16 protein-coding genes are annotated in these 15,617 nt (G+C 38.4%); 6 read left to right on the forward strand and 10 right to left on the reverse strand.

All coding sequences use genetic code 11. The features are described 5' to 3' along the window. The first annotated feature begins 66 nt into the window (after positions 1-66). Positions 67-507: a PRC-barrel domain-containing protein gene (locus ACFINU_RS01105; protein WP_375611176.1), complete on the forward strand. Its 441-nt coding sequence runs from the start codon at positions 67-69 to the stop codon at positions 505-507. Positions 508-666: 159 nt separating this feature from the next. Here ACFINU_RS01105 and ychF read toward each other — a convergent pair whose 3' ends face one another. Continuing rightward, positions 667-1,770 carry a redox-regulated ATPase YchF gene (ychF, locus tag ACFINU_RS01110; protein WP_375617598.1) on the reverse strand — a complete coding sequence of 368 codons (1,104 nt, stop codon included), beginning with the start codon at positions 1,768-1,770 and terminating at the stop codon, positions 667-669. Between the two features lie 265 nt (positions 1,771-2,035). Here ychF and ACFINU_RS01115 point away from each other — a divergent pair, with 265 nt between their 5' ends. After that, entirely contained in the window at positions 2,036-2,779 is a 744-nt protein-coding gene (locus ACFINU_RS01115; RefSeq protein ID WP_375617599.1) for a L,D-transpeptidase, read from the forward strand. A gap of 237 nt (positions 2,780-3,016) precedes the next feature. Here the strand turns inward: ACFINU_RS01115 and pth are convergent, their stop codons facing one another. Both pth and ACFINU_RS01125 read right to left on the reverse strand, forming a co-directional pair. After that, entirely contained in the window at positions 3,017-3,589 is a 573-nt protein-coding gene (gene pth, locus ACFINU_RS01120; protein WP_375617600.1) for an aminoacyl-tRNA hydrolase, read from the reverse strand. A gap of 76 nt (positions 3,590-3,665) precedes the next feature. Further along, positions 3,666-4,295 carry a 50S ribosomal protein L25/general stress protein Ctc gene (locus ACFINU_RS01125; RefSeq protein ID WP_375617601.1) on the reverse strand — a complete coding sequence of 210 codons (630 nt, stop codon included), beginning with the start codon at positions 4,293-4,295 and terminating at the stop codon, positions 3,666-3,668. A gap of 292 nt (positions 4,296-4,587) precedes the next feature. On the opposite strand from ACFINU_RS01125, the gene ACFINU_RS01130 reads away from it, so the two are divergent. After that, positions 4,588-6,087, forward strand: a complete 1,500-nt coding sequence (locus tag ACFINU_RS01130) for a helicase HerA domain-containing protein (RefSeq protein ID WP_375617602.1) — start codon at positions 4,588-4,590, stop codon at positions 6,085-6,087. On the opposite strand, the gene ACFINU_RS01135 is transcribed toward ACFINU_RS01130, so the two are convergent. From ACFINU_RS01135 to lgt, 4 genes are all read right to left on the reverse strand, one after another. Beyond that, entirely contained in the window at positions 6,084-7,016 is a 933-nt protein-coding gene (locus ACFINU_RS01135) for a ribose-phosphate pyrophosphokinase (RefSeq protein ID WP_375617603.1), read from the reverse strand. The genes ACFINU_RS01130 and ACFINU_RS01135 overlap by 4 nt on opposite strands. A gap of 474 nt (positions 7,017-7,490) precedes the next feature. Then, a complete protein-coding gene (pgeF, locus tag ACFINU_RS01140; protein WP_375617604.1) occupies positions 7,491-8,282 on the reverse strand; it encodes a peptidoglycan editing factor PgeF in 792 nt (263 codons plus the stop codon). 102 nt (positions 8,283-8,384) lie between these two features. Beyond that, positions 8,385-9,464 carry a class I SAM-dependent methyltransferase gene (locus ACFINU_RS01145; RefSeq protein WP_375617605.1) on the reverse strand — a complete coding sequence of 360 codons (1,080 nt, stop codon included), beginning with the start codon at positions 9,462-9,464 and terminating at the stop codon, positions 8,385-8,387. After that, on the reverse strand, positions 9,439-10,317 hold the full coding sequence (gene lgt / locus ACFINU_RS01150; RefSeq protein ID WP_375617606.1) for a prolipoprotein diacylglyceryl transferase: 879 nt from the start codon (positions 10,315-10,317) through the stop codon (positions 9,439-9,441). Before lgt ends, ACFINU_RS01145 begins: the two co-directional genes overlap by 26 nt. Positions 10,318-10,622: 305 nt before the next feature. Between lgt and ACFINU_RS01155 the strand changes: the two genes are divergently transcribed. Continuing rightward, complete coding sequence (locus ACFINU_RS01155) at positions 10,623-10,868, forward strand: accessory factor UbiK family protein (RefSeq protein ID WP_375617607.1); 246 nt, start codon at positions 10,623-10,625, stop codon at positions 10,866-10,868. A 403-nt stretch (positions 10,869-11,271) separates the two neighbouring features. After that, positions 11,272-11,772: a YbjN domain-containing protein gene (locus ACFINU_RS01160; RefSeq protein ID WP_273724125.1), complete on the forward strand. Its 501-nt coding sequence runs from the start codon at positions 11,272-11,274 to the stop codon at positions 11,770-11,772. A 45-nt stretch (positions 11,773-11,817) separates the two neighbouring features. Here ACFINU_RS01160 and ACFINU_RS01165 read toward each other — a convergent pair whose 3' ends face one another. Together ACFINU_RS01165 and ACFINU_RS01170 are read right to left on the reverse strand one after the other, a co-directional pair. After that, positions 11,818-13,158, reverse strand: a complete 1,341-nt coding sequence (locus ACFINU_RS01165; RefSeq protein ID WP_375617608.1) for an ATP-binding protein — start codon at positions 13,156-13,158, stop codon at positions 11,818-11,820. A gap of 8 nt (positions 13,159-13,166) precedes the next feature. Beyond that, positions 13,167-13,871, reverse strand: coding sequence for a response regulator (locus ACFINU_RS01170; protein WP_375617609.1), 705 nt, complete (start codon positions 13,869-13,871; stop codon positions 13,167-13,169). A gap of 144 nt (positions 13,872-14,015) precedes the next feature. Here ACFINU_RS01170 and ACFINU_RS01175 point away from each other — a divergent pair, with 144 nt between their 5' ends. Continuing rightward, a complete protein-coding gene (locus ACFINU_RS01175; protein ID WP_375617610.1) occupies positions 14,016-14,666 on the forward strand; it encodes an MBL fold metallo-hydrolase in 651 nt (216 codons plus the stop codon). 70 nt (positions 14,667-14,736) lie between these two features. Here the strand turns inward: ACFINU_RS01175 and ACFINU_RS01180 are convergent, their stop codons facing one another. Further along, the gene (locus tag ACFINU_RS01180; RefSeq protein WP_375617611.1) at positions 14,737-15,360 is read right to left on the reverse strand and encodes a BA14K family protein; all 624 of its coding nucleotides are present in this window, start codon (positions 15,358-15,360) and stop codon (positions 14,737-14,739) included. Between the last annotated feature and the right edge of the window lie 257 nt (positions 15,361-15,617).

The raw sequence follows: 15,617 nt of genomic DNA on the forward strand, positions 1-15,617 counted from the left end.
ACAAATCTTTTTATGATGCATTGAGGTTTTATAAAGTAAAAGCAAAGTAAAAATGGAGATGTTAAAATGAAAAAAATTGCATGTACTACTCTTATGTCAATTTTGATGGTTTCTAGTACTTATGCTCAGTCTTTTGAAGTGCCTTCAAAACCTGAAATGATCTCTTCGACGGGTATTGTACAGGTAGGGATAGATAAGTCTGTGCGTTATGTGACACCTTTAGCAACGGATTTTGTTGCTTCCAGTCTTATAGGCGCCAATGTATATAATATAGAAGATGAAAATATTGGTGAAGTAAAAGATATTATTTTACGTGAAAATAATATTGCAGGATTTGTTATTGCTGTTGGTGGTTTTCTTGGCATAGGCGAGAGTTATGTGGTCGTTTCTCCAGAAACAATCCAGATGACAAATGATTATGGTAAATGGAAACTCATTACAAATGCGACAAAAGATTCTTTAAAGAACGCTCCAACATTTAAATACGAAGGGCGTTGGACACGCTAATTTTATATTTCTATTCTTTAATGGGTCAAGCTGTTGCTATCACAATCATATGCTAGCAACAGCTTTTTTGTTCTAAAAACTCTTGAGAATTTTTACGACAAGATTCCAAGGAGCTATTACCAAAGTTTTCAAGATAAACTATTAAGACAGAGTGAAGATTTAAGTATTATGTTTAAATAACATGATATCGCCATCTTGCACAATGTATTCCTTTCCTTCATCGCGGGCTTTCCCTGCTTCCTTTGCACCGCTTTCTCCACCCAGAGCAATATAGTCATTATAGCTGATGGTTTGCGCACGAATGAAACCGCGCTCAAAATCTGAATGAATAACACCAGCTGCTTGGGGAGCTTTTGTACCACGTGTAATTGTCCATGCTCGTGTTTCCTTAGGTCCACAGGTGAAGTAAGTAATGAGATCAAGTAAATGGTAACCAGCGCGAATGAGGCGATTGAGACTCGGTTCAAAGAGCCCTAGAGCATTGAGATATTCTGATGCTTCAGCATCACTCAGTTGTGTAATTTCCGCTTCGATAGAAGCAGAAATGATAATGCTTTGCGCATTTTGCTTTGTTGCCATTTTTTCAACTGTTTGGGTAAAGCTATTTCCATGAGCGGCGTCATTTTCGCTTACATTACAAACATAAAGTACAGGCTTGGAGGTTAAAAGATTCAAACTCTTAAGAATATGGTGTTCATCGGAAGAAATATCTTTGAGTAATAACCGGACAGGGTTTCCCTGTTGCAGTATGTTTAATGCTTTTTCCATAATAGGTAAAATTGTGAGAGCTTCTTTGTCTTTTCCGGTTGCTCGTTTACGGATTTGTATGATTCGTCTCTCAAGATTTTCAAGATCCGCAAGCATGAGTTCGGTTTCAACCGTTGTCGCATCACAAACAGGATCAATACGTCCCTCTACATGGGTAATATCTTCATTTTGAAAACAGCGTAAAACGTGGACAATGGCATCGACTTCGCGAATATTGGCTAAAAACTTGTTTCCTAAACCTTCGCCTTTTGAAGCTCCTCGCACAAGCCCCGCAATATCGACGAAGTTAATGCGTGTAGGAATCATTTCTTTTGAACCAGCGATTGATGCAATTTTTTCCATTCGTAAATCTGGAACAGCAACTTCACCGGTATTGGGTTCAATGGTACAAAAAGGATAATTGGCAGCCTGTGCCGTGGCTGTTTTTGTTAATGCATTAAAAAGAGTTGATTTCCCGACATTAGGTAATCCGACAATACCGCATTTAAAGCCCATGAGAATCTTTCTTTTCTATTGATTTTATGGTCAAGATAAAGCTTCCTTTTTATAGCATATTTTCAGAAGAGTTATAGTCCTTGTCTTGCGATAAGTGAGAAAAAAGTCTAAAGTAGTAGGTATCTACTTTTTTACCTTAGTTCTTCTTGCCTTATTGTTCTCCTTAGTTACAAGGATAAGAAAACTTCGAATTAATGTTAATATTGTGCTAAGTTTTTCATGGTATGCAAATCTGCATAAATAATTAATCGGAGAAAATAGAAGAGTGTTATCTCGTTGTGCCTTTTTAATTGCAGCACTTTTGGCTTTGGCTGGATGTGCTACACGTCAGTCAGATATGTCATCGGTACCTTTTCAACAAGTTCGATACATTCCACCAGAAATACAGGCTTTGTATGGTCCTGTAACGAATGAGACCTATTCGTTACCTGCTGTTGATCTTGCGACAATTGATCCAAAATATTGGCGACAAGAGGTGATTTATTATACATCTTATGCGCCTGGAACATTGGTTATCGATACGCAAGAGTGTTTTCTTTACCTTATTGGTGAAAATGGAAAAGCTTTGCGTTATGGGATTGGTGTCGGTAAAGAAGGCCTAGCATTTGAAGGTGAGGGGGTTATACAGCGCAAGCGTCGGTGGCCAAATTGGGCTCCTACTGCAGCTATGATGGCTCGAGAACCAGAACGTTATGGTCATCTTGGGAAAGGAATGCCACCAGGGCCCGATAATCCATTAGGTGCGCGGGCACTTTATTTGTTCAAAAATGGGAAAGATACACTTTTCCGTATTCATGGTTCACACGAATCGTGGTCAATTGGGCGTGCTATTTCAAGTGGGTGTATCCGTTTGCTTAATCAAGATATTATTGATCTTTATGATCGTGTTTCCGTTGGTTCGCGTGTTGTGGTATTGCAAAACAATAGGAGTATTCCTACAGTTTATAGTCAACAATCAAATGGTTACGATCCGCTACAGTCGACCATTCAGCCAAATGATTTTTTTTAATTTAGGGGAGAAGATTGGAGAGAGCCGTTTGAGTATTTTGGTTTGCTGTTCAATCTTCTCTTTCTCTCAAAAGAGAATAAAAGCCTTTCTTTTTCAAAGGTGTATACAAGCTTGTATTCTGTTCTATTTTTTAGCTTCTCACGTTGCCAACAGATTTTGCCTTAAGTTTATAAGAGGATTTTTTTAAGAGTTCTTATTCATATTCTTCACGCGACTGGGACATGCAAGCCAATGGTTCTAATTGTTTTTTATCGTTTGTGAAACTTCATTCATAAAGAGGGATTTATCATCTTTTATAAGGAGAGCGATATTTTTTGCGATTGTCTCTAAAAGAGGGGATAACCATTCTTGATCAGATTTGGTAAAATTTCCCAGGACATGCTGATGAACAAGTTCTTTGCTTCCAGGATGACCAATTCCTATGCGTATACGACAATAGTCAGTACCACAATGGGCATCAATAGACTTAATGCCATTATGCCCATTATTTCCTCCACCAATTTTTATACGAACTTTCCCCGGTGACAGGTCTAGCTCATCATAAATGATGATCAAATTCTTTAAATCTAATTTATAAAATCGCAAAGCTTCACCGATAGCTTGACCAGAAAGATTCATGAAAGTTTGTGGTTTTATAAGAAAAATTTTCTCATTATTTATGAAACCATTGGAGATTTCTGCTTGAAACTTCTTTGACCATGGAGAAAAAGAGAAGGACTGATAAATGGCATCAACAGCCATAAAACCGATATTATGGCGGTTATTTTGATATTGTAAACCAGGATTGCCAAGACCAGCAATAAGCCACATGTGTATCTTCAGTCAAAGTATGAGTAAGGGTAATGTCTCATAAATTAAGGCGGAAAAAATTCCCGCCTTTTGAGTTTTATGAAGTTTCCGTGTCTTCTTCATCATTTTCTTGTTCAGAAGTTTCATCGCTGACATCCATGCCAGCAGGAGCTGCAATGGTTGCAATGGTAAAGTCTCGATCTTGGATGATGGGAGTCACATCTTTTGGCAGTTGCACTGCTGAAATGTGAATAGAATCACCAATAGAGTAGCTGGAGAGATCAATTTCAATAGCTTCAGGAATAGCACTTGCTGGAGCTGTACATTCAATTTCGTGCCGAACAATATTGAGGACACCACCCTTTTTAAGTCCAGGTGCCGTATCTTCATTGAGGAAGTGGACAGGAATATTCACTTCTACAACGGATTTTTCTGAGATGCGCAAAAAGTCTACATGGAGGGGAAAGTCACGCACGGGATCTAATTGATAATCTTTTGGCAAAACCATAATTTTTTGCTTGTCAAGAATAATCGTTGCAATGGTGGTACGAAAGCCACCGGCATGAATTTTGTAGAAAATTTCTTTATAGGGAACTGTTATTGCCAAGGGTGGTTGTTTTTCACCATAAATGACAGCAGGAATAAGACCGTTGCGGCGAAGTTCACGGGAGGACCCCTTACCAACCCGCTCGCGTTTTTCAGCCTTAAGAGTGTAGCTTTTGCTCATAATTTAAGTCCTTTTTACATGATTGGAGATCCTTCAAAAACAGTAATAGTTTTTGCATGGATATGAAGATATGCGCTAACCAACAGCGATCACTCCATTCTGCGTTGCCTCCAAGGGTGTCTACGCAGAAGTTTGTTCTATAGTTCAAACTATTCATAGATGCAAGAGTTGTGGGAAAAATCGATGATTTCTACCGTTAAAAAGGAGGAAATGTTACAAATTACGGTGTGGATGGAGAATCAACCAATATGTGCTGGCGCTGATATGTTCAAAATCAAACACTGGAGATGTTATGAAGGTTGAGATTGCCTTGGGTGAGATGTCAGAGAGTCGTGCTTTGCATAAATCGATGCCAGCACTTCTTGACTTGGAAGAATTATTGGCGACACGTCTTCTTGTACAAGGTAATTCCGGTTCAGGAAAATCACATCTTTTACGCCGTCTTTTGGAGCAAAGTGCTAAGTGGGTGCAGCATTGTGTAATTGATCCAGAAGGCGATTTTGTAACTTTGGCAGATAAATTTGGTCATGTTATTGTAGAGGCTCAACGTAGTGAATTAGAATTGACTCGTATTGCCCATCGCATTCGACAACATCGAGTTTCAGTGGTATTTAATCTTGAAGGCTTGGATACTGAACAACAGATGCGTGCTGTAGGGGCTTTCCTTGGGGCACTGTTTGATGTAGAACGTGATTATTGGTATCCTATGCTTGTCGTTGTCGATGAAGCACAATTGTTTGCTCCAACTGCAGCAGGAGAAGTTTCTGATGAAGCGCGTAAAATTTCTTTGAGCGCTATGACCAATCTTATGTGTCGAGGACGTAAACGTGGTCTTGCTGGTGTTATTGCGACACAACGTTTGGCTAAGCTTGCCAAAAATGTTGCTGCGGAAGCTTCAAACTTTTTAATAGGGCGGACTTTTTTAGATATTGATATGGTGCGCGCTGCTGATCTCTTGGGAATGGAGCGTCGTCAAGCGGAAATGTTTAGAGATCTTGAACGGGGAAATTTTATAGCTTTAGGACCTGCTTTATCACGACGTCCCTTACCAATCATTATCGGTTCTGTTGAAACTTTGGCACGCTCTTCTAGCCCTAAATTAATGCCACTTCCAACAGAGCGGGATGATGTGCAAGAGCTCGTTTTTACTGCTTCACCAGAGGAAATTTTAACGCCATTTAAACAAACACGAGAGCCGATGAGGGAAAAGTCAATGCACGAGATGTTAGAGGAGGTAGTGCATAAAAAACAAGAGTTGTTGGAAGAAAATCCAAGTTTATTTCCTGAACTTTCTGATGTTGAGCGTGACGGGCAAGCAGAACATATTATTCGGGAAATTCTTGAGGATTCTGAAGCTTTTTATCGTTCAACAGCGGTGCTTTATCAAGATTTTTCAGTTCGTTGTCGTATCCATGGTATGTCAAAGGTTCCTTTTAATCTTTCACAATTTCGGCGTAAATTGGCTATTGCTCAGGCTTTTGTTGATGAACAAACGGCTGTCAGTGAACATTGGAAACATATTTTGCAGATATCAGAAAGTTTGGAAGAAGATGTTCAAGGAGTCTTCTTGAACGTGGCACAGGCCGCATTAGGGGGAAAGCCATGTCCATCTGATGCATTTTTAGCACGGCTTTATGGGACTCATTCTTTAAGCCGTGCACGCCGACTTTTAACCTACTTTGAAGAGCGTGGACTTATTGTTATTCACACGCATTTTAGTGGTCAACGTATTGTTGCATTTCCTGATCTTGGTGTTGAAACAGCACCAGGAGACCCCAGGGAACCACTTTAACCAAATAAGCTGGAAACCGATTGTTCTGCTGCTGTCCTTGCTATTGCTTCTCCCATAAGGTCGGCAATGGGCAAAACACGAATATTATGGGTTTTCTCAATAGCTTGTGTTGGCATAATTGAATCTGTAATAACCAATTCTTTCATCTCTGAATTGGCAATTCGCTCGATTGCATTACCAGAAAGAACACCGTGCGTGATATAAGCTGTGACACTATTGGCACCATGTTTAAGCAGAGCACTTGCTGCATTGCATAAAGTTCCACCTGAATCAACAATATCATCAAGCAAAAGGCAATCTTTTCCCGATACATCTCCAATGATATTCATAACTTCTGATTCACCGGGGTTTTCGCGACGTTTATCCACAATAGCGAGCAAACTGTTCAAGCGCTTGGCGAGCGCGCGCGCGCGCACCACACCACCCACATCAGGTGAAACAACGATAACATTTTCAAGAGAATAATGCACTTTGACATCGCGAGAAATGACAGGAACAGCATAGAGATTATCCGTAGGGATATCAAAAAAACCTTGAATTTGTCCTGCATGAAGGTCCAATGTTAAAACACGATGGGCCCCTGCTTCCGTAATTAGGTTGGCAACAAGTTTTGCAGAAATAGGAGTCCGTGGTCCTGGTTTTCTATCTTGGCGGGCATAGCCAAAATAGGGGATAACAGCTGTAATACGACGCGCAGAAGAACGACGAAGGGCATCAATCATGATGAGTAATTCCATCAAATGATCATTTGCGGGATAGGATGTAGATTGCAAAACAAAAACATCTTGTCCACGTACATTTTCATGCAGTTCTACGAAAATTTCTTGATCAGCAAAGCGCTTTACAGTTGCTTTGCCTAAGGGGATGTTCAAATAATTTGCAACATCTTCAGCTAGGCGTGGATTAGAATTTCCGCAGAAAAGTTTCATAGTAGAACCTCTGAATCATCATGATGGGAATGCGACACGGTTTTTAATTTCTTTTTATTAAATTGCAAGAGAACAATTACAAAAGCCTTACAATTTTATTGATTATTATTAAAGAGCTATGCAGTATGTTTTCTCTTTTTCCAAAAGTTTGTTACTTTTAGAGCAAAGTTTTTTCTCCATGCGGCAAAGAAATACATATTGATTAAGCTTTTTAGTTATTACTTTATAAAAATACTTTCAATATGGGGAATGTTTCATATTTAAGATGAATGAAGGGGAGTAATAAAAAGAAGTATCATCTTGCCTTCAATCATTATAACCAAACATTGAAAATGATCATAGCGAAGGCTATCATATTTTATGGGCTGGTAGATAATTTCGTGAAAAAAGCAAAGTACAATGGGGCTTATTTTTCCATTTGGGTAAAAAGTTTAGTTTTGCAGTTTTGGTATTGTTCTCAAGCATAAAAGGGGCTCATCTTTTGTTTTTCAGCATAATAGCAGAAATTTGTCGTCCGTAATCGGGTTCGTTACGGTGTATTGCACGGCGATAGGAGAAAAAACGCTGTTCATCTTGATAGGTACAAAGCTCTAAACAAGAAGCATTAACACCTGCTTCTTTGAGTTGGTTTATAATAAATGCCCATAGATTAAAATAAAAGCGATTTATTTTGTCTGTTTTTAAAAAATATTTTTGGTATTTGCTGTGGTAATCAATAAATTGGTCGTAAAATTCATTTGTTACTTCATAGTGATAAGGGCCAATACAAGGTCCCAGGACTGCTGTTATTGATTGTCTTTTGGCTCCTTGTTTTTCCATAACAGCAATTGTTTTCTCGATAATTCCATTTAAGCTTCCACGCCAGCCAGCATGAGTTGCAGCGATGACTCTAGCTTGTGGATCAGCAAACAGAATGGGTCCGCAATCTGCTGTAAGAACCCCAATAACGAGTTCTGGGGTGGTTGTAACGAGAGCATCAGCTTGAGGAGGTGCACCGATAGTTGCTTGATGAGCTACGACAACGTTACAGGAGTGTATTTGATTAACTGTGACTAAATTTTGCGCTTCAATAGAAAAATAATTGGCAATCAAAAGACGATTCTGTACAATATATTCAAGTTGATCATTTGAACCTTTCCCAACATTAAGACTATGATAAAGATTTTTTGAAATACCACCTTGACGTGTAAAAAATCCATGTTTTATTCCATGGGTGTGTAAAGTAGAAAGATTTTTTGCAAGAATGGGATGAGGGATAGATTTCATAAAAGTTCCTTATGGAGATTATTTAAAGTGAGGATGGAGATGTTCATATTTGTCAATGAATATTTCAGATAATGATGTGTTTATTGACAAAAGCGCCGATCATTAAAATTGGGGAGGTATGGAGATATATTTATCACTGAAATGTAAAACTTTAAATAATTTTCCCATCTGATCTGGACCAGCGAGCCGTTCGATGTCTTGGCGGATTTTGTCTTGCAAAGGAGCACTTTTGCCAACTCCAAGCTGGTTTGCGCGCTCCAATAGCCCCATTTTAAAAAGAAACTCTCCTTGCTCTAAGATTTCAGCAAAACAGCCCTGTTCAAGAGCTATGTTTTTTAAAAAAGAAAAATCAACATGGGATGTTAAATCATGTTCACCAGGGGCATCAAAAACATCACGAAATCTATGTTTTGAGAGTGCTTGCAAGGTATCGCCAAAGGCAAGCTCACAAGCACCATAGTCGATAAGTAAAGCAGAACCTGTCACTTGCACTAAATGGTGGCTGATTTGTTGCATGAATTGATGCCGTAAGGGGGCATGTTCAAAAATTGTTCCGTCAGGCACTTTAGAACAATAGGTTTGTAGACAAGAAGAGGGAAGTTTATGCGGGGCAGCAATAAAGATGAAATCTCCATTTTGATTGACTGTAATGCGGCGCTCTTTCCATTCTCCATTGATTTTAATATATTGGTTGATAGGGAGTGTATCGAGAAATTCATTAGCAATGAGGAAGAGAGGTTTTGAAGGAATTTGATTAAAATTTTCAATGCTATGGATTTGTTTTTGATAAGAGCAAAGGCGCTTTTTTTGTTCTTTTGCAAGTTTTTTGCTTATTTCGATCAGAAAAATTTCAGCAGCATTAAATGCTCTTGTAGAAAGCTTTTGGATAGTTCGCAAAATATCATCCATCAAAGTTCCACGTCCTGGACCTATCTCAGCGAGGATAAAAGGATGAGGATAACCTTGAGCTTTCCAGCTTGCAAGAGTCCAAATGCCAATCATTTCTCCAAATAATTGGCTTATTTCAGGTGCTGTAATGAAATCACCAGCACGTCCGAAAGGTGTTTGTGTTTGATAATAACCAAATTGAGGATCTGTAAGTGCCAACGTCATATATTGGCTAACAGTGATTGGTCCATTAAGGACAATAATTTCTTTAATTTTTTCTTTGAGATTGTCCATTTTCTGTCGGTTTATATTTAAAGGCGTGGAGAAGAAGATAAAACCCTACAAGAAGCATGGGAAGAGATAAAGCCATGCCATAGGTAAAACCAGTAGAATGGAAAAGAGTCGAAAACCATTCTGGATCTTCTTGAGGCGCACGGTAAATTTCAGAAATGCTGCGTGTTACTGCGTAGCCTATAATAAATGTTCCTGATACAGTACCGGGACGTTTTAATGCTTTGAACCCAAAAATAAGAAGACACAGGATGATGAAGAGAAGAAATCCTTCCATAAATGCTTCGTAAAGCTGGCTTGGATGGCGCGGTAAATAGTAAGGATCGAGAGGAAAACAAACAGCCCAAGGACGTGTAGTAATATTACCCCATAATTCTTGGTTAATGAAGTTGCAGATTCGTACAATGCCGATACCAATAGGAGCACCTGCAGCAATGATATCAAACATGGCTCGTATGTTAATATGATTTTTACGGGCAAACCAGATCATAGCAATGATAATACCAATAAGTCCGCCATGAAAGGACATTCCCCCATCCCATACGGCAATAATAGCACTTGGATGGTTAAAATAGTAAATGGGATCCCATACAAGAACTTGTCCTAAACGCCCTCCGACAACAACACTTATGGCAGACCATACAACAAAATCTCCGATCTTTTCTTTATCCATAGGAGGACAGTTTCTATACCATAGAGATGTTTTTTTTAATAATTTTTGCGCATACCACCAAGCAAAAAGAATACCCAGCACGTAACCAAGTCCATACCAATGAAGTGTTATGGGACCTAGCTGGATAATAACAGGATCAAGAAAAGACGGAAAAGCAATGGCTGGACAAGACAAATTGTTCATGAGTTAAGCATCTTACATTATACGAGATGAATATGAAGTGACTCTGATGGTCAGAAATGACAGATGAATACACAATGGTCAAGTCAGTAGGGAGGCTAGTCAGAAAGGGGGGGAGATTTCCACTGATTTATCGTGGTAAAAAATATGGTGATAAAAGGAATATTAAAAAATCTTAAACAAAATCATTATGAAAAATCTGCACAGTATGTAAAATATAGAGTAAAAGGAACAAATTACAGTATCTAAATGTTATGAGAATACGCTATAATGCGTGCGTCAATAATTAAAATTTAAGGAAAAAGGTTATGCGTAATGGATCAAATCGTATTCTTGATGAATTAGCAAAATTAGCAACGGATGCTGCTGACGTTGCGCAAGGCATACGACGTGAAGCTGGAACAGCTTTTCGTGTGCAGGCTGAAAAGATAGCAAACAAACTTGATCTTGTTTCTCGCGAAGAGTTTGAGACTTTTAAGGAGATGGTGCTGAAAATCCATGCTGATAACGCTGATTTGAAAAGACGCCTTGATGATTTTAAAAAAGATGATTAAAAAAAACGCAGACATAAAAAAGTAAAATAGTTTAAAAAAAAGAATCTTCAAAAAAATATCCCCAATTTTTCAATATGATGCGTGAAACTAAAAAATGCTTAATCTTGAGTCTGTTAGAGCGGAGCATTTGTTTTTTTTGATTTTTTTTTTGGGTAAAATACATTTTTTTGAATCAGGGGGACTGGCGCTATGAAATTGTATCAATACACTGAAAAGACTTGATGATTCGTTTTATGACTATCAGGTTGCCCTAAACAGCGCGATTGTGTTCTGGGTGTTTGTGTACTGTCGATGTTTTTATGTGTATTTGTTTGGTGTAAAAGTTCTGATTGTAGCAAAATATTGTTACAGTTTAGACGGTTTATATTCTGTTGACAATGTTTTAAGATGATTGAGGATTGTGATGAGGCTTGCATTTTGCGCCACAGAAAGAAAAGAGCACCCTGTTGACTTTATCGAACAGATTGCCTGTGAATATGATTGGTCGTTTGAGCGGGATGCACAAGATGAAATTAGCGTTTGTGTGGAAGGAAAACGCGCAAACTATCGTCTTGCTTTTTCATGGATGGAAGAGCATGAAGCACTTCATTTAGCTTGTTCGTTTGATCTTTCTATTAAAAATGCTCGAACAGCTGAAATACAGCGCTTATTGCTAGCAATTAATGAAAAGTTGTTGTTGGGACATTTTGATTACTGGCAAAGGAATAATTCAGTTATTTATCGACAAGGTCTTCTTTTGGCTGGTGGGATGCATCCATCTCATATACAGGTTGAAACATTATTGATACATGCACTTAAAGCCTGTGAAAGCCATTATGTTGCATTTCAGATGGTTGCTTTGTCGGGAGAAAGTGCTTACAAGGCATTGCAGTACACTTTGTTTGAAACTGTAGGGAATGCCTAAAATATACAGTTTGTTATTTTTACAGATGGTTTGCTGAAATATTGCTCATAGGGGGATATCAAGAATAGCGCGCAATCCCCCGAGTGGGCTCTCATCTAATTGTATATTGCCACCATGGCTGCGTGCTATGTCTTGAGCAATAGAAAGACCAAGCCCTGTTCCACTTGCATCTTGATTTCGCGCTTTATCAAGTCGAAAGAATGGCTTAAAAACTTCTGTGCGCATATTTTTATGAATTCCAGGTCCATTATCATCGATTATCAATATAAAAGATTCTTGTTGAGAGTTAGCGGTTAGTTTAACGGTCGTGCCGTAACAAAATGCATTTGATACAAGATTGCTGACCAAGCGTGTAAAAGCACGGGGACGTACTTGTATTTCTGTAGGACCTTCAATAGTGTAAGAAAATTGACGTTTGTGAAGATGAGCATCGGCGGAGAATTTTTTCATAAGAGCATTTAAATCAAAAGTCTTGACACTTTCACTTCCTTCACCACGAGCAAAAGCAAGATAATCTTCTAACATATTTTGCATGTCACTTACATCTTGCTCAAGCGGTTTAATATCAAAGCCAGTATTTGCTAATGCTAGCTGAAGTTTAAAACGTGTAAGAATGGTTCTTAAATCATGACTTACTCCTGAGAGCATCATGGTGCGTTGTTCGATTTGGCGTTCAATACGTTCTCGCATACGTAAAAAAGCGATGCCTGCACGACGGACTTCATCAGCTCCTTGTGGTTGAAATCCTTTTGGTAAAGGACGACCGCGGCCAAAGCTTTCTGCTGCTTCAGCCAATTGTTGAATCGGTTTGATTTGATTGCGTAAAAAATAAATTGCTATCAGCAATAAAACAAGAGCTGTTCCTACCATCCAGCTTAAAAAAATAGCAGTATTGGAAGCATAGGCTTGGCTGCGTGGAGCAAAGACGCGTAAGATGTTGTGACCAAGGTGGATACGGATTTCAACAAGATCAGAATCTCCTACGGTATCAATCCAGAAGGGACGGTTAATTTGGCGGGTGATTTCTTCACTTAAAAAATAGTCAAGAATTGCAAAAAATGGCTTAGGTCCTGGAGGGGGTAAGGAGGTAGGAGATAGAATAGAAATATTTAATCCCATACGTTGTTGTGCAATACGCTTGATATCTTCATAGTTATCTTGTTGGGGATATGTTTCAAGAATATCAATAATGGCTGAAATATCATGCACGACAGCCGTTGAAAGACGCTCGGTTACCATTTGCCAATGGCGTTCCATAAAGACATAAGCAATGACCGTTTGCAGAAGCACCATGGGAGCGATGATAATGATCAAAGAGCGAGCATAAAGCCGTTTAGGCATTTTTTTCGTTAACCATCGAAGAAAAAATCTTAAAGGTTTGATCATTCTTGTGCCTATTCAATAGAGAGTTTATACCCTATTCCTCGCACGGTTTGGAGCCATATAGGCAGTGCTGGGTTTTTTTCGATTTTACGACGAAGGCGGTTGATCTGCACATCAATGGCACGTTCACTTATATTGCTGTCATCGATCGCGAATTTATGGCGCGGAATTGTATCGCCTGCATTTTCGGCAAACATGACCATCATTTCTTGTTCTTTATCTGTTAATTTAATAATTTCTCCTCCTTTTTTGAGTTCGCGTCGTGAAATTGAAAATATATAAGGACCAAAAACTATTTGCTCAATTTTGGGTTGGTGAGGGGGAAAACCACGTCGTAAAATGGCGTTGATACGAAGGAGAAGTTCACGAGGGTCAAACGGCTTAGCCAGATAATCATCTGCCCCTGCTTCTAATCCACGGATACGATTGTCTATTTCTGATAAAGCTGTTAACATAAAGATAGGGACATCTTTTGTTTGGCGGAGTGAATGAGTGAGATCAATACCGTTTTCGCCAGGCATCATGACATCAACAATAAGAAGATCAAAATCTAAACTTGCCAACAGTCGTCTTGCTTCATTCGCATTGGCTGAAACTGAAACACGAAATCCATTTTTAATGAGAAACTGAAATAAAAGATTGCGAATACGTGTATCGTCATCAATCACAAGAAGGTGAGGGGCATCGTCACACAAAACTTGAACGTGATTGCTCATTCTTAAAAAAACCTTGATAAAAATTTAGTTTACACAAAATGCAAGTTTACATAAGTTGTATAAAGCTGTCGAGCAGCACCTTTACCTTAAAAGAGAGAAAGTTTTATTTATAAATTTAAAAAAGTTATTTTTGAAAAGGATATTATGGGTAGTCTTAATATACATATTATTCCAGTTACAACATTCCAACAAAATTGTACTTTGCTTTTTGATAGTGAATGTAAAACGGGGGTTCTCGTTGATCCTGGTGGTGATTGGCCGCGGATTCAAGACGTAATCGAAAAGAATGGTGTTATCGTTGAGGCTATTTGGATAACACATGGTCATTTTGATCATGTAGGAGCAGCAATGCAAGTGAAAGAAGCGCTTAATGTAAAAATTATTGGTTCACATCGCGATGATAAGCCTGTGATGGATGCCGTGAGCGAAAGCGCAAAAAATTATGGTATCACTGATGCTTGCATCTGTATTCCTGATCAATGGTTAGAAGATGGTGAGTGCGTTCATTTTGCTGGACATGTGTTTAAGGTTTTTCACACCCCAGGACATTCCCCTGGTCATGTTATTTATTTCAATGAAAAAGAGCGCTTAGCGCTCTTGGGTGATGTTCTCTTTCGTGGTTCTATTGGACGTACGGACTTCCCCTTCTGTTCTTATGAAAAATTGATGCAATCCCTTCGAGAAAAAGTTTTACCTTTAGGCGATGATGTTTGTTTTATCTGTGGGCATGGTCCCAAAAGTAGCATAGGCTATGAGCGACAAAATAATCCTTTTCTTCAAGATTTTAATATATGAGCAAATAAAAAAAACGCTTTGAAGCGTTTTTTTTGCCATTTAAAACTTTTTTAGTAGGACGGAACAGAAGTTAATTTATTGGGGCATAACAAACGTGTTCCAAACCATTACGGTCTCGGAAAGTTCCTGTTTTAGGGTTAAAGGAACGGTATTTTTTCTTGCAATATTGAAACCAATCAGATTCTAATGATTGTTGTACTGGTTCATATTCCACCGTTTGCGGAGCTTCATAAATTATCTGTTCTTGTGGAACCTGTTGATATACAATTTGATGCTGTGGTAGGGTTTGATAAACAACTTGTGGTTGTTCTGATTTTTTAAAAATTTTGCCGAGAAGTGCACCTGCTGCAAGAGCAAGAATACCCATTGCTAAAGCTTCTCCTGAGTTATTTATATTAATACTACTGTGTTTTGTCTTTTTGCGCTCGACATAATGATATGTCTTGTGTTCAACATGTTGGTGTTGTTGTGCTCCCCATTTATGGCTAACATAATGACGCGTGTGGGGGTTATCAAAAGAGTGATGTTCACTATGAGAAAAATGGGAGCTAAAATTGTGAGACGGTAAACCAGCCTCCCTTTTCATGTCATAGTTATGATACCATGCCATATCCGCAAGCGTTGGATCTAATGGCATCAAAACGGTTACAGTAGACATTGCTGATAATACCGCTAATCTGATCACTTTTTTCATAATGATGCTCCTTGTGTAAATTCGTATTTTTCACATCCTACACGTGTCAAACTGAATAGAGCCTGAACAGTTTTGGATTTTATTGTGACAAAAAAATAAAAATTCATTTAGTTAAAACTATTATTAATACAGTAAAATAAAATCATGACAGAATTTTGATTTCAATTAATGTATTCTTCTTAAGGTTAATTAAGCAGCTTGTATTTAGAGCAACAGATTTTTTACTATTGGTTATAAATTATTTATTGATGAGTAAT

Origin of the sequence: Bartonella sp. AC130YNZD, assembly GCF_042196865.1 — a bacterium.
In the GTDB taxonomy this organism is placed as follows: domain Bacteria; phylum Pseudomonadota; class Alphaproteobacteria; order Rhizobiales; family Rhizobiaceae; genus Bartonella.

Bases quoted from the DNA above. Each gene is read 5' to 3' on its own strand.
- ACFINU_RS01105 (WP_375611176.1), top strand. From the start codon at position 67: ATGAAAAAAATTGCATGTACTACTCTTATGTCAATTTTGATGGTTTCT.
- ychF (WP_375617598.1), bottom strand. From the start codon at position 1,770: ATGGGCTTTAAATGCGGTATTGTCGGATTACCTAATGTCGGGAAATCA.
- pth (WP_375617600.1), bottom strand. From the start codon at position 3,589: ATGTGGCTTATTGCTGGTCTTGGCAATCCTGGTTTACAATATCAAAAT.
- ACFINU_RS01125 (WP_375617601.1), bottom strand. From the start codon at position 4,295: ATGAGCAAAAGCTACACTCTTAAGGCTGAAAAACGCGAGCGGGTTGGT.
- ACFINU_RS01130 (WP_375617602.1), top strand. From the start codon at position 4,588: ATGAAGGTTGAGATTGCCTTGGGTGAGATGTCAGAGAGTCGTGCTTTG.
- ACFINU_RS01135 (WP_375617603.1), bottom strand. From the start codon at position 7,016: ATGAAACTTTTCTGCGGAAATTCTAATCCACGCCTAGCTGAAGATGTT.
- pgeF (WP_375617604.1), bottom strand. From the start codon at position 8,282: ATGAAATCTATCCCTCATCCCATTCTTGCAAAAAATCTTTCTACTTTA.
- ACFINU_RS01145 (WP_375617605.1), bottom strand. From the start codon at position 9,464: ATGGACAATCTCAAAGAAAAAATTAAAGAAATTATTGTCCTTAATGGA.
- lgt (WP_375617606.1), bottom strand. From the start codon at position 10,317: ATGAACAATTTGTCTTGTCCAGCCATTGCTTTTCCGTCTTTTCTTGAT.
- ACFINU_RS01155 (WP_375617607.1), top strand. From the start codon at position 10,623: ATGCGTAATGGATCAAATCGTATTCTTGATGAATTAGCAAAATTAGCA.
- ACFINU_RS01160 (WP_273724125.1), top strand. From the start codon at position 11,272: ATGAGGCTTGCATTTTGCGCCACAGAAAGAAAAGAGCACCCTGTTGAC.
- ACFINU_RS01165 (WP_375617608.1), bottom strand. From the start codon at position 13,158: ATGATCAAACCTTTAAGATTTTTTCTTCGATGGTTAACGAAAAAAATG.
- ACFINU_RS01170 (WP_375617609.1), bottom strand. From the start codon at position 13,871: ATGAGCAATCACGTTCAAGTTTTGTGTGACGATGCCCCTCACCTTCTT.
- ACFINU_RS01175 (WP_375617610.1), top strand. From the start codon at position 14,016: ATGGGTAGTCTTAATATACATATTATTCCAGTTACAACATTCCAACAA.
- ACFINU_RS01180 (WP_375617611.1), bottom strand. From the start codon at position 15,360: ATGAAAAAAGTGATCAGATTAGCGGTATTATCAGCAATGTCTACTGTA.